A 19,719-nucleotide genomic window follows, 5' to 3' on the forward strand; every position below is an offset into this window, starting at 1 on the left:
CAGGACGAATAGTGGGTCGCGATGACGCATCCGCGTCTGATTCGTTACCCGAGGAGGGACTATTCACCACTGCTGCACCGTGCCTAATGTTTCGAATCCGGGGCTTGCCCAAAGGACAAGCGGGGACACCGTATTGCACTTTATCGTATGAAACTGCACAAACAGGTCGTTCTCAGGGTAGTTGGAGTTTTTAAAACTGCCGGATGTCACGAGTAGACTGGTGTGCGATTGTCCCTATACATCAATCGGTGACCCCAGCAACGGTCGGCCGTAAAAGGAGTACTCGTGGCCAAGTCCAACGGACGGACCCAGCGCCCTCAGCGCACTTCTCGCAACTCGTCGAAGGCCAAGGTCGAAACCAAGGCCCAGTCGAACGACGATGTCGAGGCAGTCGAGGATCCCCAGACCGTGCAGGCCGAGGATCCGAAGGACGAGCGTCTCGACGGCGATCTCCTCGACTTGGATGATTCCTCGGACGCCTCCGATGTGGTTGCCGACGATGCTGATGCAGACGAGAAGTCCACCGCCGCCACGACTGCCGCGGACAAGAAGTCCGCGCCGAAGAGCGCCGGAGCCGGGGCCAAGAAGGTTGACGCCAAGGACAGCGACACGTCCGCCGACCTCGATGCCGACGACGCTGTTGACGTCGATGATTCCGATGCTGATGAGGCCGACGCCGACGACTCAGCCGAGGACTCGAAGACGGCCACGAAGTCTGAGAAGTCTGCCAAGGCGGCCAAAGTCGACAAGCACGAGAAGGACAGCAAGTCCTCGAAGAAGAACGAGTCCTCCAAGACTGCAGCCAAGGGTTCGTCCGCCAAGGGCTCCTCGGCCAAGCGCACCTCGCGTTCGGGCAATCCGGCCAAGCGCCCCCAGGGCCGCAAGACCGCCTCATACACCTCGCAGTCCGGTCAGCAGACGATCAAGCCGAACCCACGCTGGTTCCTGCCGGTGCTCATCGGCCTCTTGCTCATCGGCCTGGTCTGGCTCGTGACCTTCTACATCTCGCAGGGAGCGTTCCCGGTCGAGGCGTGGGGCAACTGGAACATCCTCATCGGCTTCGCCTTCTTTGTCGCGGGGCTGATCATGTCCACGCGCTGGCGGTAGTCAGCAAGCCGCTTCACGAATAACGGGCGTTGTGTCGACGCACGGGTGCGTAATCCCGATAGTCGACGCAGCGCCCGTTATTCGATCGCGCAATGGGTGCACTCGCGCACCCGCACCATGCTGGCAAGCGGCTCATCTGCGGTTGTGTCGAGGACCCGATATTGACGTTTCAATCGCCTCGTGATCGCCTCGTGATCGCCTCGCCATCGCCTTTGTCCACAGGGTCGAAGTTATACCCAAGCCGGGTGCGTCGCTTGTGCATAACTTATTTTGAGCTTGTGACCAGGGAAAATACACCTATGTAAGTTATCCACCATGTGGATAAAGGTTGTGGACAAGCAAATTCGAGCCCCGCAGGTGCCAATTTTCGACGGAAGTCTGATATAAGCCTGAGAGCCGCCTATCACCCGTGGTCGACACCGTGGATGCTGCGGCGCTCGGTGCCCATCACATCGCAGCAATCTGCCAAGCGTCGTTGATCCTCCACGCCCCGGCGACAAGCATCGCCAGCAGCAGACCGACGGCTGTCAGCACGAACACCAGCGTCGACTGCTTCTTCGGTACGAGAAGAGCACCGCACCCGAGCACGAAGCCCGCAATGAGCCCGCCGAGGTGGGCCTGCCAAGACACTCCTGCGACGAGGAATCCGTATCCGAAGTTGAGTGCTACGAACAGCACGACGCCGGTGATGTTGCGATCCAGCTTCTGCGTCGGCACCAGCAGGACGCCGACGATGGCGAAGACCGCACCGGAGGCGCCGATGTTGTTCGTCACCCAATCCACCGTGAACGGCTTGGCGAGGACGAGGACCATGACTGATCCGCCCACCGTGCCGAGCAGATAGATGGTGAGGAACCTCCAGCGGCCCAAGGCACGCTCGATGAAGGATCCGAAGAAGAACAGGCCGATCATGTTGGCCAGGAGATGGAACGGCGAGGGCTGTTCGTGCACCAGCGCCACGCTCAGGACCCGCCAGGGCTGTTCGAGCACGAGTGCGGGAACGAAGCTGAGTCGATGGACCAAGTCCAGGCTGGGCAGCAGCTGGGCCAGGAAGACCACGCCGGTGAGGATCATGATGATGCTCGTGACAAGGGGTGGAGACACAGAAGGGGCCCGGCCGGTCTCCCGGGCCGAGCCCTCCTGCGGTGTGTCCATCACACCATGGTACTCAGTTCAGTGAGTCTCAGTACTCCGCACTCGAAGTCTGCTGCTCACCGGTGAAGCGGTCTCAGGCGCTGATCTCGACCGATTCGAGAACGACTGGCTCCACTGGCTTGTCCATGGCTGCGGTGCGAACGTTGTTGATCTCGTCGACAACCTTCTGTGAGGCTTCGTCGGCCACCTCGCCGAAGATGGTGTGCTTGCCGTTGAGCCATGGGGTCTCGGCGGTGGTGATGAAGAACTGCGATCCGTTGGTGCCGCGTCCCATCTGCTTGCCAGCGTTGGCCATGGCCAACAGGTACTTGCGGTCGAACTGGAGCTCCGGGTGGATCTCGTCGTCGAAGGTGTAGCCGGGTCCGCCGGTACCGGTGCCCAGCGGGCAGCCGCCCTGGATCATGAAGTCCGCGATGATGCGGTGGAAGTTGAGACCGTCGTAGAAGGGACGCTTGGTGGGTTCGCCGGTGGCGGGATCGGTGAACTCACGCTCACCTTTGGCCAGTTCCACGAAGTTGGCAACAGTCTTCGGCGCGTGATTGCCGAAGAGGCTGATGGTGATGTCACCGTGGTTGGTGTGCAGGACTGCTGTATGCGTAGAAACTGTAGTCATAGGTCCATTCTTCCACGCCCTCACGGCTAATGCAGATTCCCGTGGCTCGGATTGCGGACTCTGTCAGCGTTTCTGCAGACAATTTCATGACGCCCTGGTGACCAGCGGCTTGCGCCTAGGCCGTAGACTGAGACTGATCAATTGACCCCGACAAAGAGGATTGGGAATGTTCATGTCGAAGAAGTCAGCTCGAGATCCGTTCACTTCGAAGCTCGATTCCGCGAAGAAGACGTCACTCCGAGTCCTGGCCGATGCCAGCGGGGCCGCAAGTCCAAAGCTCCGCGAAGCCGCTGACAAGGCACGCCCTCAGGTCGAGGCCCTTGCAGAGAAGGCACGCCCTCAGGTTGAAGCACTTGCCGATCGGGCCGAAGGTCTTGCCGTCAAGGCACGTCCGCAGGTCGAAGCATTCGCCGACAGGGCGAATGAGCAGGTTCACGCCTGGGCAGACAAGCTCGATGCCTACCGCCCCGAGGCCACGGAACGTGCCGGCAAGTTCGCGTCCAATGCCGCCAACTCGCTGGCCGCCGTCGAAACCCCTCAGCTGGTCGACGACCTCGCTGTGCGCCTGACCGGTGACAAGAAGGCAGTGAAGAAGGCCCGCAAGGCCCTGACGAACGCCGGCAAGCGGATTCAGAAGGACACCGCTCGCAAGTCCGGTGGTGGCAAGGCCGCAGTCGTGTGGACCCTGGTCATCGGCTCGGCAGCCGGAATCGGCTACTACGTCTGGAAGAAGGCGCAGCCGGTCGAGGACCCATGGTCGACGCCGCTGCCCAACAACCGTCCGCAGGATGCCCGTCCGGTGGGCTCGACCCCGGCTTCACGCCAGGGAACAGCACCCGAGGTATCGCAGACGGCAGTGCCTGAGTCGAAGACCGCCGCAGCGGCCACCACGACGGCACCGACCCCGAAGCCTGCAACCGAGGCCAAGGGAACCCAGGCAACGCCGGCCAGCGTCGTCAAGCCTGCAGAGGATTCGAAGTCAGCGGCCGAAACAGCCGAGGACAAGAACGCCAAGCACTGATCTGTTCTGACTAGCTGGTCAGCTGACCGGCGCAGACAGATCGAACGGCTCCCGTCGTCGAGGTGCTCACTGATTGAGGTGAGCGAACCTCGACGACGGGAGCCGTTCGTCATTCATCCAGAACCTCACGCCTCGTGGCCGGTCCGCCGCCCCGGAAACGCCCGGAGATCCGAACCGCCAGCAGACCGGTGATCGTGAACGCCAGAGTCGCGGCGAGGATGAGCAGGATCGGGGCCGTCCACCCATCGGTGACATTGCCCAGCCAGCCCGCGAACGGCGGAGCCAGGGTGGCTGCGAGGTAGCCGCCTCCCTGCACCCGGGCCGAGGCCGAAGCTGTCTCCCGGTCACTTCCCGCTGTGCGGGCGATGATGGAGAAGATCGCGGTGAATCCGCCGCCCTGGGCGATTCCGCCGGTGATCGACCACAGCACGAACGAGCTGGGAGCCAGCAGCAGTCCGACAGGCAGCGAGAGCCACAGTGCGGCGATGATCGCCACCGGCACCCAGGGTCGGGTGCGGGCCGCCAGCAGCGGCACTCCGAATGCGCCGAGGATGGCCGCGATCTGGAACAGCGAGGCAGTGCCGCCCGAGGCTGTCGCGCTCAGCCCTCCGGTGTCTGCCAGGATCGACGGCAGCCACGTTGTGGTCGTGTAGTAGGCGATCGACTGTCCGCTGAAAGTGACCACGAGCAGTGCGATGATGGCGCGGAATTCGGGCGGGGCCTCCCGCCACGGGCGACGTTCCGGTGTGGGTGCGGGCGTCGGCGGCGTTTCGGCCGCGGCTGCGACGATCGCGTTGCGTCGGATCCGCAGCCGGATCGCGAACAGCCAGTAGGCGAGTCCGAGCACGGCCATTCCGCCCCAGATGGCCACGGCCCACCGCCACCCGACGGCTGCGGCCAAGGGACCGGTGCCGAGAAGGGTGATCATGGACCCGACATTCATGGTGGCCGAATACAGGCCGGTCACCATCGACACCTGGCTCCAGGGGACCTCGCGCCGGATGATCACCGGGACCGCGATATTGCCCAGAGTGATGGCGAAACCGATGATTCCGGTGCCCACGAGCACGAGCCAGGGCGGTCCGAGTGAGCGCAGCACCGTTCCCAGCAGCACACCGGTGAGGCAGGACAGCACGGCCGCCTCGGCGCCGAACCGTCCGATGGCCTTGCCCGCCACCGGGGTGACGAGGGCGAACAGCAGCACCGGCAGGCCCGTGAGGAGGCCAACCCCGGCCGCGCTCAGTCCCGTATCGTCCTGGATGTCGCCGAGGACGGCCGTCGGTGCGATGATCGGTGCCCGCAGGTTGATCGCCAGGACGACGATGCCCACGACCATCCACGGCAGCATCCGCCGGGCGACGGAGGGGTCCGACTGGTTCACATGCGCTCGGGCACGCGGATGCCCAGGACTCCGAGTCCGGCTTCGAGCACCTCGAGGACGGTCTGGCTCAGGCGCAGCCGAGAATCGCGCACCTCGGCGGTTTCTGCGATGAGAACCGGGCACTGCTCGTAGAACGATGTGAACGACTGGGCGAGGTCGAAGAGGTACGTGCACATTCGGTGCGGCGCGGACCCGGCCACCACCTCGGCGACGACATCGGAGAATCCGAGGAGCGCCAGCCCCAGGTCACGTTCGGCAGCCTCGCCGAGGTGGATCGGCGCAGCCGTGAACGCATCCCCTTCCGCCTTGCGCAGGATCGATCGGATCCGTGCACCGGCGTACTGCAGGTACGGGGCGGTATTGCCGATGGGGGCGAGCATACGGTCGAGGTCGAAGGTGTAGCTCGTGTCGTGGGCGACGGAGAGGTCGGCGTACTTCACGGCTCCGATGCCCACGGTCTTGGCCACTAGGGCCTCCTCCTCAGCATCGAACTCGACGTTCGACTCCTGGAGGGTGGCCTTCGCGCGGGCGACAGCCTCGACGAGGAGCTCGGCCAGACGCACCGGAGCTCCGCTGCGCGTACGCAGGATCTTGCCGTCGTCGCCGAGCACATTGCCGATCTTCACGTGCTCGAATTCGACGCCCTCGGGCAGCCAGCCGGCGGCCCGAGCGATGGAGAAGACCATCTCGAAGTGCATAGCCTGCGGGGTGCCGACGACATAGAGGACACGGTCGGCATTGAGGTTGCGCACGCGGTGGCGAACAGCCGCGAGGTCCGTCGTGGCGTAGCCGTAGCCGCCGTCGGACTTGCGGATGATGAGCGGCAGCGGTTCGCCCTCACGGCCGGTGAAGCCTTCCGGGAAGACACACAGGGCACCGTCGCTGATGCGCGCCAGGCCCGCGTCCTCGAGTTCCTGGCAGACCGCGGCGAGATCGTCGTTGTAGATGCTCTCACCTGCGAGGTCGTCATCGGTCAGGGTGACGTCGAGGAGTGAGTAGATGTGGTTGAAGTAGGTCTTGGAGAAACCGACGAGCCGCTCCCACAGTTCAAGGGTCTGCTTGTCACCGCCCTGCAGTTCGACCACCCGGGCGCGGGCGCGGGTGGCGAAGGCCTCGTCGCTGTCGAACTTCGCACGCGCTGCCTGGTAGAAGGCGTTCGGGTTGGCCGAGATGTCCTGGGCCGTCTCGGATTCGATGCCGACGTCGAGTAGGTGTTCGATGAGCATGCCGAACGGAGTGCCCCAGTCGCCGATGTGGTTCTGGCGCACGACGGTGTTGCCGAGGAATTCGTGCGTGCGGGCGAGCGCATCGCCGACGACGGTGGTCCGCAGGTGACCGACGTGCATCTCCTTGGCGACGTTGGGTGCCGAGTAGTCGATGACGACGCGCTGACCGGCAGCGGCCGCACCCTCGGATGTCGCCCCCTCGGTTGTCGCAGGTGTCTCAGCCACAGCCTCGGCGGCGGTGCCCTGGTTGAGGGTCGAGGCTAGGAAGTCGGAGGTGAAGGTGAGGTTGATGAAGCCGGGGCCCGAGATCTCAGGGGTCTCGCAGATGCCCGCGAGGTCCAGGTTGCTCACGATCGTGTTCGCGATGTCACGCGGTTTGGACTTCAGCTCCTTGGCCAGGGGCAGAGCCACATTCGCCTGAAAATCGGCGAACTGGCTGCTCCTGATCACGGGGTCGCGTCGCTTGAAGTCCTCGCCGAAGGACTGTTCGAGGGCGAGTGCGAAACGATCGTTGAGAAGCGAAGTCAGAGATGGCATGACACCATTCTATTGGTCAGGGGCCGACCGCGCCGCATGGGCCGCGTCACCTCGCGGTACCGAGCCCGGTCGCCTGTGCCGACGAGGGCTCGCCGAGCGTGCAAGTTGGCTGGGCATCCTCGTCCTTCACGGGTCCGCGTCCGTGCATGCTTGTAATGTGGGTCACGTGAATTCCAACACTTATCTCCGGTATCCGCACATCCACGGTGATCTCATCACCTTCGTTGCCGACGATGACGTGTGGCTCGTCGCCGCCGAGGGAGGGCGTGCTTGGCGTCTGACCTCGGATCATGCTCCCGCGCGCAGCCCGAGGTTCTCCCCTGATGGGTCCCGTATCGCCTATGTCTCACACCGCGACGGCCACCCTGAGCTCATGCTCGCCGAGGTGGCTTCCGGTTCTCTGCACCGGCTCACCTGGCAGGGGTCGACGGCGATGACGATGCTCGGTTGGGCCGACGATGAGCACTTCCTCATCGGTTCCAATGCCGGCGAGTTCGAGTCACGCAATCACGTGGTGCGTTCCGTGGGAATCGACGGCAGCGTCGAGCGCCTGTCCTGGGGTCGCGCCTCGGGAATGGCCCGCCATCACTCATCGGTGACCGCCCTGGCGACTCCCTACAGTCGTGAACCCGCGCACTGGAAGCGCTACCGAGGGGGAACCGCGCCCCGGCTCTGGCTTGATCGCAGCGCAGACGCCACGGGCAGCGGAGTCCAGTGGCAGCGGCTGCTGCGCGACGAAGAGGCGTCGCTGACCGACCCGCTGTGGGTGGGAGACTCACTGGTCATCACCTCTGACAAGGCCGCGAGCTTCCCCCATCATGCCAACGAGCAGGCCAACCTCTGGATCTGGGACGGTCTGGCTACACGCAGCGATGGGGATCCGGGTGAGCCCAGGCAGCTGACGTTCCAGACCGAAGCCGAAGGGTACGTCCGCAATGCGACGACCGACGGGACGCGCATCGTGTGGCACAGCCGCGGCGAGATCCGCATCCTCGACAGCCTCGATGCCGCCATCCGGACCCTTGCAGTCCAGCTTCCGGGCACCCAGGTGCAGCCGCTCAACCTCGACTCGAAGTCCAGGATCGGCGCCATCGCCCCAGATCACGAGGGCAATGCCTCCCTCATCGAATGGCGAGGAAAGACCTTCTGGTTGGCTCATCGTGAGGGCCCCGCACGAGCATTGTGCGCGGACTCTTCGATCCGCACACGCCTCCCGGTGGTGCTCGGACAGACCGGGCAGGCGGCCTACATCACCGATGTCGAAGGTGAGGATGCCATCGAAGTTCGCGCCACCTCGGCGACGGCGACGGAACGGCGAATTGGAGCCGGCGCTCTGGGACGGGTTCTGCACATGACCTCCGATCCGTCCGGGAAGACCTTGGCCACGATCTCCCACGACGGAAGCGTTCGTCTCGTCGAGGTCGGAAACGGCAAGACCAGATTGGTCGGGCGTTCCGGCTTCGGTGAGGCCAGATCGCCTGAGTTCTCGCCCGACGGGCGGTATCTCATCTGGTCACAGCCCACTCAGGGTGAGGAGCAGTTGGCGCAGCTCATGCTCGTCGACACCAAATCAGACCGTGAGGCGCTGGCGCTGACCAGTGGGAAGTACAACGACTACTCCCCCACGTTCTCCGCCGACGGCAAGTACATTGTGTTCCTGTCTGACCGGACCTTCGATCCTGCCTATAATCAGCACTCCTTCGATCTGTCGTTCAACGGTGTGACCAGGCCGTGGCTGCTGCCCTTGAGCGCCACAGAGCCGGCTCCGTTCGGACCGACCTCGAGCGGTTGGGCGATCAGCGAGCTGACCGATGAGGCCTCGAAGGCAGAGAAGACCAAGACGGAGAAGTCCAAGGTCACCAGCGTCGAGCTGGATGTCGAGGGTGCCGAGGAGCGGATCCTCGCGCTCCCCGTCTCTGCTGGTGTCTTCCGGAAGCTTGAGTCGGCCGTCGGCGGTGTCCTGTGGATCCGTGCCGGGGAATCGGAGGACGGTGTGCTCGGCACCGACCTTGATGCCCCTCCGACGGAGTCGATCCAGTACTTCGACTTCGCCAAGCGCAAACTCGTCACCATCGTCGATAAGGCGGATGCCTATTGGGTGAGCGGGGACGGCAAGCTCATGGTTGTCTACGATGACGGCGATGTGACTGTGCGTCCGAGCAACCGCAAGGTCGAAGACGACGATGACGAGTGCGTCTCGGTGGATCTCTCTCGGCTGCGTTTCGAGCTCGACCTGCGTGCCGAGTGGCTGCAGATGTTCGAAGAGAACTCGCGGATCATGCGCGATCACTATTGGCGTGCAGACATGAACGGTGTGAACTGGGAGGGAGTCACCCTGCGGTGGCGCCGAGTCGCCGCGAAGGCTCTGACCCATGATGATCTCGTCGATGTGCTGTGGGAGACGGTCGGGGAACTCAACACCTCTCATGCCTATGTCACTCCCTCGACTGGCTTGGGCAACCCGTCGAAGCGACTCGGCTTCCTCGGCGCCGACCTGGAACGGACACCGAACGGTTGGCAGATCGCACGAATTCTGCCTGGTGAGAGCAGTGAACCCGCGGCCAGGTCGCCATTGCGTCAGGCAGGTGTCGGGGCTCAGGAGGGCGACATCATCCTGGCAGTCGATGGCCAACGGGTCGATGAGGTACGCGGTCCCGCCGCCCACCTGCAGGGTGCCGGCAATAGGATCGTCGAACTCACACTGCGCCGCGGCCGCAAGGACCGCGTGGTCGCGATCGTGCCGCTGACCAGCGAGGAGAAGCTGCGGTACCAGGACTGGGTGCGATCGAGGCGAGAGTATGTGAGGTCGAAGTCCGAGGGACGCGTCGGCTATGTGCACGTCCCGGACATGATGCCCAACGGTTGGGCACAGCTGCATCGCGACCTCAGACAGGCGATGTCGGCCGACGGCGTCATCGTCGATGTCCGGTTCAACCGCGGCGGTCACACCAGCGCCCTGGTGGCCGAGCGCTTCGCCGATCGTGTCATCGCCTGGAACGCCGTGCGCAACTACGACGCCATGATCGCCGATCCCGAAGACGCACGCCGAGGGCCAGTGGCCTTCGTCGCCAATGAGTTCTCGGGCTCCGATGGTGACATCATCAATGCCCGTGCTCAGGCGAAGGGCTTGGGCCCCGTCATCGGTGTGCGCACCTGGGGCGGAGTCGTCGGCATCGATGGCCGCTACGACCTGGTCGACGGCACCGGTGTGACTCAGCCGCGCTACGCCTTCTGGCTTGAGGGCAAGGGCTGGGACGTGGAGAACTACGGTGTCGAGCCTGATATCGAGGTCGAGCATGATCCCTCACAGCTGTTCGGTGAGGACGATCTGCAGCTTGACCGCGCCGTCGCCGAGGTGCTCACCAGCCTGGAGAGGACCCCCGCGGCCGCGCCCCCGGACTTCCCAGCCCCGCGCGTGCAGGCACCCCCGAAGCCCCAGGCCCCAGGAGCTCCATCGGAGTAGGCACTCTGAGCGACGGCTCCCGCGGACGACAGTCCCGGGGCCTCAGCCATCGGGACGTCTAAGCCATCGGGACGCCTAACCAGCCGGGTTCGAACTTGGGACTGGCATATTGAGGAACTTTTGGTGTACTTCTGGCCTCCGCGAGCACACCAAAAGTTCCTTAATGACCTTCGAGCGGCACGAGCGCCCACAGACCGAAGGCGAGGAGCACGAAACCGGGGATGATTCCGCCTAAGACGGGGATGAAATCGGGGGCACCGGCGAAGAAGGCGATGAAACCGGCGATGCCGCACAGCGTGACGACCGTGGCGAGAATGTGGAAGCGCCCGAGCTTGAAGACAGAGCCGAGGGCGTAGAAATGCGTTCCGACGACGAATGCTACCCAGGCCACGCCGAGTTCGGGATGACCCATACCGCTGAGCAGACGAATGCCTCCGAAGAGCGCGACCGCCTCGATCGCGACGATGATCCAGTAGCTGCGCCCGAAAGGACCGCCGGTGCGCACCTGCGAGTCTGCAGTCTGCGCCTGAGCACGCTTCATCCGCCCCAACCCGCGAAGCGCGAGAAACGCGATGGCGGCGAAGGCGGCTATGCCCACGATGAGCACCAGCGTCCGGCCCAGGGTGGAGAAGCCTGCGCTGTTGACGATGAGGAAGACGAGTCCGAAGGCTCCGCCGATGAGCGAGCCGATCTCCGCGCCCGCGGCGGGCTGCGGTCTGGAGTGCACTGCGTGGGTCATCATCGTCCTGTCGGGAGTGCATGGACACCACTTCTTCGGTGGTGACTCGGGGGACCCTGAACCCGCTGCCGGGGCACGAGACTCGGGTCTGTGCTCACATTCTTACACCTGAGACCGCCCCTCGCTGTGAACACTCGAAATTTTCCTACCCCCTCTCACCGTCAACGCACGGAAACTTCCTGCCGGGTCGTCGACGAGCATCGTCAGGCGGTTGTGCTGACCTATCAGGTCTCACGGTCACTGTCGCGTGATGGCCTCGAGTCCATTCAGGCTCAGGAGCTCGCGACTCTGCAGCCGCTCATCGATGTCGTCGCCGAGGCGGGGGCACAGGGCGATCTCCATAACGTCGACGCGAACACCCTCGGCCACGACCTCATGACGATGGCGCACATGTGGGCGCTCAAGCACTGGTACTTCCAGCAGCGTGAGGTCGGTCTCGAGGAGTACATCCACCAGCAGGTGCGCACGGTTGTGATGAACAACCTCAGCGAGAGCGCGCGGAAGCGAGTGGGTACGTCCGCAGTCCGGTGAGCGCGGCGAGTCAGCCTGTGCGGCGGTAGAGCAGGTAGAGATAGCCGTCGTCGGTGCCGTAAAGGGACGCCAGGGAAAGGTCGGCTGGCGGGTCGAACCGCGCACCGTGGAGAATGCTGGTTCCATCCCCTGCCACCAGCATGGGGCTCCTCGTCAGGCTGAGTTCGTCGACGTCCCCGGTTCTCAGCAGATCGGTGAACAGGCGGGGTCCGCCTTCGCAGACGATGCGCGTCAGCCCGCGAGAGACGAGCTCAGCGATCGCCGCGCTCAGGTTCACGGTCGAGCGCCCGGCCACGACCACCTCGGCGACCTCAGCTGCCTGCGCACGGGCTTGCGCGGGAGCATCGGCACACGTGATGACGATTGTTCGTGCATCGTCGGGAGCCTCGGTGAACAGCGGGGACGAGAAGTCGAAGTCCAGGCTGTGTGAGACCACAGCCATGGGCGCAGTCGGGGTTCGCCCCTGACGCAGGTGACGCCACTGCCGATCGTCTTCGGCCGGGCCGTAGTCCTCGATCCGAGCCGTGCCCGCGCCCACGAGGATGACGTCGGCCAGCGCGCGATTGAGCGCGAAGAGCGACTTGTCCGTGTCATTGCCCAGTCCACCAGCGTGACCGGCGATGGTGGCAGCGCCATCGACCGAAGCCACGAACACGGCGCGCACCCAGTGTTCGACACCCTCCGGGAAGGCGAAGGCCTCAGGCAGCGTGACCGTCTCCAGCGGCGCGGGCACGAGCCTGTTCACACTCGGAGCGCCGGGCGGGGCGTCACTCGGAGCGCCGTTCATCGACCGTCCTTGTTGCCGCTGAGGATGAGGTCAGCGGTGCAGGGGAACACTGGATTCGTCCGTCAGGGCGAGGAATCCGAAGGTCTCCTGCAGGTAGAGCTCGACGCTGTCGCCGTTGTGGCTGTGATAGCCGATCGAGAGGTCCTGGCCGAGGTGCAGTTCGTAGTCTCCGCCGCGCACTGAAACGAGAAGCGCGCCCTCGAGAGCCGGGGCCCAGATGATCTCTCCGTCGCCGAGCAGGCGGGACAGATGATCGCGGACCGGGTAGCCGTGGTCGGTCGATTCGGAGACCTTCGTGTACTCCTCGGAGGACAGCAGCAGACTGTAGGGGCCGTCGACTCCGGCCTTGCGCAGACCGCTGAGCGCTTGGGCCACGGAGTCGGCGAAGTCCTCGACGGCATCAGGGATCGCCACTGGGGTATTCGAGCTGCCGGGCACGATTCCGCCGATGCCGGCCGAGTCGAGGCCGTGGAGGATCGCGCTGTCCTCGGCCATCGCGATCGTGGTGGCGGCATCCTTGACCGGCTGCCAGTCCGAATCGCCGGACCCGCGTTCGACATCGTCGATGGCCTGCCGGGTGACCGTGAACGGCACTCGCAGCTCGATGAATTCCTGCGAGATGCGCTGCTTGATCGAGATGTCGCCGCCCGTGCTTCCGAGCGTGCGGATGTGACCAGTGCCCACGGATGAGGTCTCGAAGCCCGTGGGGCCTTCGACGTCGACGATGCGGCGGCCGGCGATGTTGCGTTTGAAGGTGCGGCGGGCTTCCTCTTCGATCTCGGCCCAGGCGGAGTCCGTGACTGGGGCGAGATCGCGATAGAGATTATTCACTGTCTACTCCTTTTGAGACTGCCTATTCCGAGGCTGCCGTCGGATGTATCCCGAGCGGCTTCTTCGGCTGTCTGATCTGCGGGTTCGGTGGAATCCTCGGCGAGGACCTCGGCGCGACCAGTGTCGTCGTCCGTGGCTGCATCCTCGTCCTCGCCCGGATCCTCGAGGAAGTCCTGGGTTGGGACGTAGAACAGATTGCCGGTCTCCGCGGTCGAGAAGTCGAGGATGCGGTCATAGGTCCCGGGAGGATCTCCGATGAACATGTTCTCCAACATCTGCTCGGTCACCGAGGGATCGCCGGCGTAGCCGATGAAGTACGTTCCGTATTCGCCGGACTCGACGGAACCGAAGACCATGTTGTCGCGGACGATCTTATGTTCGGTGCCGTCCTCATCCTCGATGGTGTTGAGGATGAGATGGGAGTTCGCGGCCTTGTCATCGTCGTCGAACTCCATGTCGGAGAGCTTGTGGCGACCGAATGCCGCCTCTTGGTCCTCGACGCTCAGCGATTCCCAGTCCTTCATCTCGTGCGTGTACTTCTGCACGATGACGTAGCTGCCGCCTTCGCAGTCGGGGTCCTCGGGACCGACGTAGGCCGAGTCGATGGCCTCCTGATCTTCGGGATTCTCGGTCCCGTCGACGAATCCCAAGATGTCGCGTTCGTCGAAGTAGCGGAATCCGTGCACTTCGTCGACGACGTCGACAGACGAGCCGATTTCTCCGATGATGAGCCGCGCGAGTTCGAAGCACAGGTCGATGCGTCGCGCGCGGATGTGGAAGAGGATGTCACCCGGGGTCGAAGGTGCCGTGTGGGTGTCACCGCGCTGTTCGATGAAGGGGTGGAGCTGAGCGGGCCGCGGTATCGAGTACATGCGGTCCCACAGCAAGGCGCCGATGCCCGTGACACAGCTCAGGTGGTCTTCGCGGGAGCGGAATCCGACGGTGCGCACGAGTCCGCTGACATCGCCGAGGAAGTCCTTGACCTCAGCTTCCGCGCCCGGGTGGACGGTGACGACGAGGAAGATCGCCGAGGGGGCAGGCGGACCCAGGACGTGCTGCGGAGTCCTCCCGTTCGGAAGTGCCACGTTCTGTACCGTCACGCCATCATCTCCTCGTTCGCACGAATGATCATCGAGGTGCACTGCATCATCGCAATGGTGCTTGGCTGGTCAGTATACACCCCCTCTGACAACGGCCGGCAACCGTCTGACAACGGGAAATATCCGTTTTCGACAACCGCGGAAGTTGTCCTTGCCGTTCACTTCGTCTGTCCTACACTGGGGTCAGAACGACAGTAATGGGACCAGACGACGGAACTGGGACACCGACGACAGCATGGAGGTCGAGCATGACGCAGAAGCATCAGGTTCAGGTTCGGCGGGCCTATGACGACCCGGCTCAGAACGACGGCACTCGGATCCTCGTCGACCGCATCTGGCCGCGCGGAGTGAGCAAGGACAAGGCCGAGCTCGACGACTGGCTCAAAGAGCTCGCTCCCTCCAGCGACCTGCGCAAGTGGTACTCCCACGACCCCGACAAGTTCGAGGAGTTCTCGCGACGCTACCGTGACGAGCTCAAGGACGATGACCATGCCGAGGCGTTCAAACATCTCAAGGAGTACGCGAAGAAGGGCAAACTGACACTCATCACGGCCTCGAAGCGCGACGACATCAGTGACGCGACGGTGCTCAAACACGTGCTCGACGGCAAGAAGTCGAGCTGAGGGATCAAGGGGCGGATCATGAACGAGATCGAACCGGATACACGCGATTGGGCGGATGTGCTCGAGGGCGGGTGCTCCGAATGCGGGTTCACCGGACACGAGGACGTCACGAGTGTCCCAGACTTCGCGACAACCTCGGCGGAGGCATGGAACGAGGTGTTGACCAGGCCGAATGCGCGCGAGCGTACCCAACCGGACCGTTGGTCCGACGTCGAGTACGCCGCTCATGTGCGTGACATCCTCGATCTGTTCCGCGAGCGCACTCACCTGATCGTCACGCAGGAGTCCCCGACCCTGCCGAACTTCGACGGTGATGCTGTCGCAGTCGAATCCGACTACCGGAACCAGGACCCCGCCGAGGTGGCCGTGGAACTGAGAGCCGCAGCCCTGGCTTACGCTGCCGGCCTGTCGCAGGTCTCCGGGGACCAGTGGGATCGGGTCGGCTACCGAGCCGATGGACGCGAATTCACGGTCGCTTCACTGACCCGGTACGGACTGCACGAACTCAAGCATCATCTCCACGACGTGAACGCGTGAAGGCCTGAGCACCTCGGCGCTTCAGAAGACGATCGCCCAGATGAGGATCGCGATGACGGCGAAGACGAATACGAGGGCCCAGGGACTGCCGTAGTTGAATCCCCAGCCGATCCCGACGCGCTTCGGCACGAGGAACGCTGGGTCTTTGGGACAGAAGTAGAGGACTCCGAGCTTCCAGTTCGCATCGTCATCGCGAAGTCTCTGCTTCTCTTCCGGGCTGATCGAGCTCATGGACGACTCTCCTCCTCGAGTGTGGTGCGTGAGCATGGTTCCTTGCCGTAACGCTACACCTGCAGTACCCCGTTCGGCACCTGGGCCCGGTTCACAAGTGCTCGCGCGAAAACTATCGTTGACTCATGGCACTGGAATGGGAGCAGACCGTCGTTGATGCCCACAACCCGCAGGCCCTCGGCCGCTGGTGGGCCGAGGCACTCGATTGGGTCGTCGTAGGCAATGATCCGGACGAATTCGAGATCCGCGAGACCAAGGACAGGCTTCCGGGCATCCTCTTCGGACGCGATGATGAGACGAAGTCCGTGAAGAACCGACTCCACTTCGACTTCCGACCGAAGGATCGCGACGCCGAGGTGGAGCGACTGCTTCGTCTCGGCGCCGTCCGCGTCGACGTCGGCCAGACCGGTGAGGAGCCCTGGGTGGTCCTCGCCGACCCGGAGGGCAACGAGTTCTGCGTGCTCTCACCCCGCGATCCGTAATCTGGCGCCACCCATGATCTGACCAGCTCTCAGCCGATATTGGACAGCAGTGTCCAAAATAACCTACTCTCGTTCCATGGGCAGGAAGAAGAGCTTCGACGAGCAGGCGGTGATCAACGCCGCGATCGCCGTCTTCAGCGAGCACGGCTATACCGGCACCGACGTCGGCCTCGTCTGCGAACGCGCTGACATCGGCCGTTCCAGCTTCTACAACACCTTCGAGAGCCTCGATGCCCTGTTCCTGCGCGCACTGCGCGAATACACCGCGTCCGGAATCCCGCTCCGGGAGGAACTGAGGACAGGGGCAGCGCCGGCACCAGCACTCATCATGCACCGCCTCGGCGGGGAACTGGCCAAACAGTGCGAGGACGATCAGCGCATTGGATGCCTGTCTGCCAACACCGCGGCCGAACTCGGACGTGAGATCGACGCGGTGTGCACGATCCTCGATCCCGATCGTCAAGCCTGGCTGGAGACGTACCGCATCGTCTTGGAACGCGGCCAGATCGAGGGCCACATTCGCTCCGAGCTCGATGCGGGAGTGCATGCGGAGCTCATCCACAGTGTGCTCGCCGGGCTGAGAGTCGCCGCTCGAGTCATGCCCGCCGAAAACGTCCAGGCGCAGGCGACCGCGTTCATCGCAGGGCTGTGCACTCCTGCGGGGCTCACAGCACTTCACGACCACACGGCAGCCTCTACCGGCATCGACTCACCCGGACTTCCCGTCTCAACCGAAAGCAGCCCCCAGTGACGACTTCGACTCACGCGAGAGTCCGTGTCCCGGCCCAGGTCTACCTTCTGGCAGCGGTGATCTTCTGCCTGGGCACCAGCGAGTTCATGATCGCCGGGATCCTCGAACCCATCAGCGCTGACCTGCAGGTCAGCATCCCCCAGGCTGGTCTCCTAATCACCGGGTTCGCCGTGGGAATGATCGTCGGGGCACCGGCGATGGCGCTGCTGACCCTCAAGCTGCCGCGGAAGGCGACGATGATCATCTCGATCGTGGCCTTCTCCGCACTGCACATTGTGGCCGCTCTGTCGCCGAACTATTCGATCCTCATGGTCACCCGTGTCCTGGCGGCCATCGCCTGCGGCGGGTTCTGGGCCGTCGCCGCCGTCCACACGACCCGCATCGCCCCCGCCGAGGTGCATGGTCGTGCCCTGGCCAGCCTCGTCGGCGGTCTGACCGTTGCAAACCTCATCGGTGTGCCCGTGGGCACGTGGGTGGGCACCCAGTTCGGTTGGCGGGCGACCTTCTGGGCCGTCGCGATCGTCACCGCTCTCGCCGCCGTCCTCATTGCGCTCACAGTTCGCAGCGCGACCGGGGAGCGCAGCGGGTCGAGCCAGCATCTGCCCACCCTTTTCAAGGCCGAGATCCAAGCGTTCAAGGGCCCGCGGATCTGGTTGGCTCTGGCCACGACTGCACTCTTCCAGGCTTCGGTCTTCGCAGCCTTCTCCTACTTCTCGCCCCTGCTCACCCAGGTGGCCGGAATCTCCCACGACCTTGTGCCGGGAGTCCTGGCCGCCTTCGGCATCGGCGCATTCATCGGCGTCGTCGTGGGCGGGCGATTCGCCGATCGCAATATCTTCGGCAATATCGTCGGCAGCCTCATTGCCCTGGCGATCAGCCTCTTCGCCTTGTGGCTCGTGGCCGAAAACGGCTGGGCGGCGATCGTGATGATCGTCCTCGTCGGCGCCAGCGGGTTCTCCATCGCCGGGGCGCTCAATGCCCGCGTCTTCCAGATCGCCACCCAGGCACCGACCCTGGCAGCCAGTGTGAACACCTCGGCGTTCAACGTCGGCAATGCCATCGGACCGGCGTTGGGCGCGGCGGTCATCGCACTCGGGTGGGGATTCACGGCACCGGTCGTCGTCGCCATCGTGTTGGCAGTGGCAGCACTCGGGGTCGCCGCGATCGCGATCAGGGGCGAGCGGAGGTTTGCAGCCGACAACGTCGCTTCGGCCTCGCTCGACTCGGTGTCGCTCGACTCGGCCCTGCTCGACACGAAACCCTCGGGCGATGACACGAAGCATTCAGCTATCGACGCCTCCCGCTGCGCCGATTAGCAATGACCGCTGCCACCGTCAGTCGGCAGGCGGCTGCCACAGCTCGATTCGGTTGCCCTCGGGGTCATGGACCCATCCGAAGATTCCGACACCCTCCATCTCCTGGGTCTCAGCCGTCCCCGGCCCGTTCGAAGCGCAGCAGGGTCATTCCACCGGGGTAGCTTGTGGCCTCGGCCCGAGACCAGATCTCCCTGTCGAATCCTGCGTCGTGACCCCAGAGCGGAATTCCCGAGCCCAGGGTCACGGGCCCGAGTTTGATGATCAGTTCGTCGATCTCCGGTCGCAGGCTCGCCGCGAGTGTGCCTCCACCGACAAGCCAGATGCCCTTGCCCGGTTCGCCCTTGAGCTGCCTGATCCGCTCGATCGGATCGCCGCTGACGATTTCGACGTCCGAATCGGATGGAGACTCCAGAGTCGTTGAGACCACGAGGTGGCGCAGATGAGGGTAGGCGTTCGGCAATCCAGCGGCCAGGCCGATTTCGAAGGAACGACGTCCCTCGACCACGGTGTCGAAGTGATGCCCAGGGTCGGTGACGCCCAGCGCCTGCCGGGCGGGGCCGGGCAGAGTCTCGGGGTACTCGGTGCGGATGAAGTCGAGGTAGTCATCGGTCATGGGCCACCAGGAACTCGGATCGCTCCCATCGGGTCCTGCGATGAAGCCGTCGAGGGAGGAGGCCACGAAATAGCTCAGTCTTCGTTGATCGGGCATCTTCGCAGTCTAAACCAGCGAACCCGCCGGCCCCAGGGTGACGCGAACGTTCTTCCACGGCTTCACCCAGGTCATCGCCTCGGCCACGAGCGTCTGACCACACGAGCTGCACACTTCACCGTGCGTGGTCTCCTCGCCGCAGACTTCGTGGATCATCGCCATATGTCCGCCTGCAGCGGGCATCTCCGTGTGCTTCTCTCCCCAGAGCGCAAGCTGCTGGAGGATCGGCAGGAGATCGGCCGCGGCTTCGGTGGCAGCGTATTTCTGGCGGGTGCGCGCACCGTCCTGGTAGTCGACCCGCTCGAGCAGACCGGCCTCGACCATCGCATGCAGACGTCGGCTGAGCACCGCTTCGGAGATCCGCAGACCCTCACGCAGCGCCTCAAAGCGACCGCGTCCATGGAGGACGTCACGGACGATGAGCAGCACCCAGGGGTCACCGAGCACATCGAGCGATCTCCCGATGGGGCACAGCGCCTCGGACCAGTCTGATCTCAACGGCATGAGCCCTTTCCTTTCTTCAGCGAAGTCTGTCTATACTTCTTCAAGCATAACTTCTTTCAAGAAAGTGTGAGGGAT

General features: G+C 64.1%; 20 protein-coding genes. 9 read left to right on the plus strand and 11 right to left on the minus strand.

What is annotated here, in order from left to right; all coding sequences use genetic code 11:
- Positions 1-285: 285 nt before the first annotated feature.
- Positions 286-1,107, plus strand: coding sequence for a cell division protein CrgA (locus BAUR9175_RS02265; RefSeq protein ID WP_101582849.1), 822 nt, complete (start codon positions 286-288; stop codon positions 1,105-1,107).
- A 447-nt stretch (positions 1,108-1,554) separates the two neighbouring features.
- Here BAUR9175_RS02265 and BAUR9175_RS02270 read toward each other — a convergent pair whose 3' ends face one another.
- Both BAUR9175_RS02270 and BAUR9175_RS02275 read right to left on the minus strand, forming a co-directional pair.
- Positions 1,555-2,262 carry a rhomboid family intramembrane serine protease gene (locus BAUR9175_RS02270; RefSeq protein ID WP_009884829.1) on the minus strand — a complete coding sequence of 236 codons (708 nt, stop codon included), beginning with the start codon at positions 2,260-2,262 and terminating at the stop codon, positions 1,555-1,557.
- A gap of 73 nt (positions 2,263-2,335) precedes the next feature.
- Entirely contained in the window at positions 2,336-2,875 is a 540-nt protein-coding gene (locus BAUR9175_RS02275; protein ID WP_069599124.1) for a peptidylprolyl isomerase, read from the minus strand.
- Between the two features lie 172 nt (positions 2,876-3,047).
- On the opposite strand from BAUR9175_RS02275, the gene BAUR9175_RS02280 reads away from it, so the two are divergent.
- The gene (locus tag BAUR9175_RS02280) at positions 3,048-3,896 is read left to right on the plus strand and encodes a hypothetical protein (RefSeq protein WP_180959194.1); all 849 of its coding nucleotides are present in this window, start codon (positions 3,048-3,050) and stop codon (positions 3,894-3,896) included.
- A gap of 109 nt (positions 3,897-4,005) precedes the next feature.
- Here BAUR9175_RS02280 and BAUR9175_RS02285 read toward each other — a convergent pair whose 3' ends face one another.
- Both BAUR9175_RS02285 and argS read right to left on the minus strand, forming a co-directional pair.
- Positions 4,006-5,277 carry an MFS transporter gene (locus tag BAUR9175_RS02285; protein ID WP_083248591.1) on the minus strand — a complete coding sequence of 424 codons (1,272 nt, stop codon included), beginning with the start codon at positions 5,275-5,277 and terminating at the stop codon, positions 4,006-4,008.
- Positions 5,274-7,040, minus strand: coding sequence for an arginine--tRNA ligase (gene argS / locus BAUR9175_RS02290; protein WP_101582852.1), 1,767 nt, complete (start codon positions 7,038-7,040; stop codon positions 5,274-5,276). Before argS ends, BAUR9175_RS02285 begins: the two co-directional genes overlap by 4 nt.
- A gap of 166 nt (positions 7,041-7,206) precedes the next feature.
- Between argS and BAUR9175_RS02295 the strand changes: the two genes are divergently transcribed.
- Entirely contained in the window at positions 7,207-10,503 is a 3,297-nt protein-coding gene (locus tag BAUR9175_RS02295; protein ID WP_101582853.1) for a S41 family peptidase, read from the plus strand.
- Positions 10,504-10,663: 160 nt separating this feature from the next.
- Here the strand turns inward: BAUR9175_RS02295 and BAUR9175_RS02300 are convergent, their stop codons facing one another.
- Entirely contained in the window at positions 10,664-11,245 is a 582-nt protein-coding gene (locus BAUR9175_RS02300) for a hypothetical protein (RefSeq protein ID WP_241211322.1), read from the minus strand.
- A 210-nt stretch (positions 11,246-11,455) separates the two neighbouring features.
- Here BAUR9175_RS02300 and BAUR9175_RS02305 point away from each other — a divergent pair, with 210 nt between their 5' ends.
- On the plus strand, positions 11,456-11,773 hold the full coding sequence (locus tag BAUR9175_RS02305; protein WP_069599119.1) for a hypothetical protein: 318 nt from the start codon (positions 11,456-11,458) through the stop codon (positions 11,771-11,773).
- A gap of 10 nt (positions 11,774-11,783) precedes the next feature.
- Here the strand turns inward: BAUR9175_RS02305 and BAUR9175_RS02310 are convergent, their stop codons facing one another.
- The 3 genes from BAUR9175_RS02310 to BAUR9175_RS02320 are packed head-to-tail and all read right to left on the minus strand — an operon-like array spanning position 11,784 to position 14,491.
- Positions 11,784-12,560 (minus strand): pyrimidine reductase family protein, encoded by a 777-nt coding sequence (locus tag BAUR9175_RS02310; protein ID WP_069599118.1) that lies wholly within the window; start codon positions 12,558-12,560, stop codon positions 11,784-11,786.
- 30 nt (positions 12,561-12,590) lie between these two features.
- On the minus strand, positions 12,591-13,391 hold the full coding sequence (locus tag BAUR9175_RS02315) for a family 1 encapsulin nanocompartment shell protein (protein ID WP_009884820.1): 801 nt from the start codon (positions 13,389-13,391) through the stop codon (positions 12,591-12,593).
- Positions 13,388-14,491: a Dyp-type peroxidase gene (locus BAUR9175_RS02320; protein ID WP_069601202.1), complete on the minus strand. Its 1,104-nt coding sequence runs from the start codon at positions 14,489-14,491 to the stop codon at positions 13,388-13,390. Before BAUR9175_RS02320 ends, BAUR9175_RS02315 begins: the two co-directional genes overlap by 4 nt.
- Before the next feature lie 248 nt (positions 14,492-14,739).
- On the opposite strand from BAUR9175_RS02320, the gene BAUR9175_RS02325 reads away from it, so the two are divergent.
- Positions 14,740-15,114, plus strand: coding sequence for a DUF488 domain-containing protein (locus BAUR9175_RS02325; protein WP_096177551.1), 375 nt, complete (start codon positions 14,740-14,742; stop codon positions 15,112-15,114).
- An 18-nt stretch (positions 15,115-15,132) separates the two neighbouring features.
- Complete coding sequence (locus BAUR9175_RS02330) at positions 15,133-15,651, plus strand: DinB family protein (RefSeq protein ID WP_096177552.1); 519 nt, start codon at positions 15,133-15,135, stop codon at positions 15,649-15,651.
- Between the two features lie 21 nt (positions 15,652-15,672).
- Here BAUR9175_RS02330 and BAUR9175_RS02335 read toward each other — a convergent pair whose 3' ends face one another.
- Positions 15,673-15,882, minus strand: a complete 210-nt coding sequence (locus BAUR9175_RS02335) for a DUF5808 domain-containing protein (RefSeq protein WP_096177567.1) — start codon at positions 15,880-15,882, stop codon at positions 15,673-15,675.
- 125 nt (positions 15,883-16,007) lie between these two features.
- Here BAUR9175_RS02335 and BAUR9175_RS02340 point away from each other — a divergent pair, with 125 nt between their 5' ends.
- The 3 genes from BAUR9175_RS02340 to BAUR9175_RS02350 all read left to right on the plus strand — a co-directional run bounded on the left by BAUR9175_RS02340 (position 16,008) and on the right by BAUR9175_RS02350 (position 18,431).
- On the plus strand, positions 16,008-16,364 hold the full coding sequence (locus tag BAUR9175_RS02340) for a VOC family protein (protein ID WP_096157841.1): 357 nt from the start codon (positions 16,008-16,010) through the stop codon (positions 16,362-16,364).
- A 76-nt stretch (positions 16,365-16,440) separates the two neighbouring features.
- A complete protein-coding gene (locus BAUR9175_RS02345; protein WP_096146185.1) occupies positions 16,441-17,115 on the plus strand; it encodes a TetR/AcrR family transcriptional regulator in 675 nt (224 codons plus the stop codon).
- On the plus strand, positions 17,112-18,431 hold the full coding sequence (locus BAUR9175_RS02350; protein ID WP_009884813.1) for a Cmx/CmrA family chloramphenicol efflux MFS transporter: 1,320 nt from the start codon (positions 17,112-17,114) through the stop codon (positions 18,429-18,431). Before BAUR9175_RS02345 ends, BAUR9175_RS02350 begins: the two co-directional genes overlap by 4 nt.
- Before the next feature lie 109 nt (positions 18,432-18,540).
- Here the strand turns inward: BAUR9175_RS02350 and BAUR9175_RS02360 are convergent, their stop codons facing one another.
- Together BAUR9175_RS02360 and BAUR9175_RS02365 are read right to left on the minus strand one after the other, a co-directional pair.
- Positions 18,541-19,140 (minus strand): dihydrofolate reductase family protein, encoded by a 600-nt coding sequence (locus BAUR9175_RS02360; RefSeq protein ID WP_096161508.1) that lies wholly within the window; start codon positions 19,138-19,140, stop codon positions 18,541-18,543.
- A gap of 9 nt (positions 19,141-19,149) precedes the next feature.
- On the minus strand, positions 19,150-19,644 hold the full coding sequence (locus BAUR9175_RS02365) for a winged helix-turn-helix transcriptional regulator (protein ID WP_069599113.1): 495 nt from the start codon (positions 19,642-19,644) through the stop codon (positions 19,150-19,152).
- Positions 19,645-19,719 lie beyond the last annotated feature (75 nt).

This window comes from Brevibacterium aurantiacum (assembly GCF_900169065.1).
In the GTDB taxonomy this organism is placed as follows: Bacteria; Actinomycetota; Actinomycetes; order Actinomycetales; family Brevibacteriaceae; genus Brevibacterium; species Brevibacterium aurantiacum.

What these genes read in the sequence shown, in the direction of transcription:
- BAUR9175_RS02270 (WP_009884829.1), bottom strand. Translation starts at nt 2,262, where the DNA reads ATGGACACACCGCAGGAGGGCTCGGCCCGGGAGACCGGCCGGGCCCCT.
- BAUR9175_RS02275 (WP_069599124.1), bottom strand. Translation starts at nt 2,875, where the DNA reads ATGACTACAGTTTCTACGCATACAGCAGTCCTGCACACCAACCACGGT.
- BAUR9175_RS02280 (WP_180959194.1), top strand. Translation starts at nt 3,048, where the DNA reads ATGTCGAAGAAGTCAGCTCGAGATCCGTTCACTTCGAAGCTCGATTCC.
- argS (WP_101582852.1), bottom strand. Translation starts at nt 7,040, where the DNA reads ATGCCATCTCTGACTTCGCTTCTCAACGATCGTTTCGCACTCGCCCTC.
- BAUR9175_RS02300 (WP_241211322.1), bottom strand. Translation starts at nt 11,245, where the DNA reads ATGATGACCCACGCAGTGCACTCCAGACCGCAGCCCGCCGCGGGCGCG.
- BAUR9175_RS02310 (WP_069599118.1), bottom strand. Translation starts at nt 12,560, where the DNA reads ATGAACGGCGCTCCGAGTGACGCCCCGCCCGGCGCTCCGAGTGTGAAC.
- BAUR9175_RS02325 (WP_096177551.1), top strand. Translation starts at nt 14,740, where the DNA reads ATGACGCAGAAGCATCAGGTTCAGGTTCGGCGGGCCTATGACGACCCG.
- BAUR9175_RS02330 (WP_096177552.1), top strand. Translation starts at nt 15,133, where the DNA reads ATGAACGAGATCGAACCGGATACACGCGATTGGGCGGATGTGCTCGAG.
- BAUR9175_RS02335 (WP_096177567.1), bottom strand. Translation starts at nt 15,882, where the DNA reads ATGAGCTCGATCAGCCCGGAAGAGAAGCAGAGACTTCGCGATGACGAT.
- BAUR9175_RS02340 (WP_096157841.1), top strand. Translation starts at nt 16,008, where the DNA reads ATGGCACTGGAATGGGAGCAGACCGTCGTTGATGCCCACAACCCGCAG.
- BAUR9175_RS02345 (WP_096146185.1), top strand. Translation starts at nt 16,441, where the DNA reads ATGGGCAGGAAGAAGAGCTTCGACGAGCAGGCGGTGATCAACGCCGCG.
- BAUR9175_RS02360 (WP_096161508.1), bottom strand. Translation starts at nt 19,140, where the DNA reads ATGCCCGATCAACGAAGACTGAGCTATTTCGTGGCCTCCTCCCTCGAC.
- BAUR9175_RS02365 (WP_069599113.1), bottom strand. Translation starts at nt 19,644, where the DNA reads ATGCCGTTGAGATCAGACTGGTCCGAGGCGCTGTGCCCCATCGGGAGA.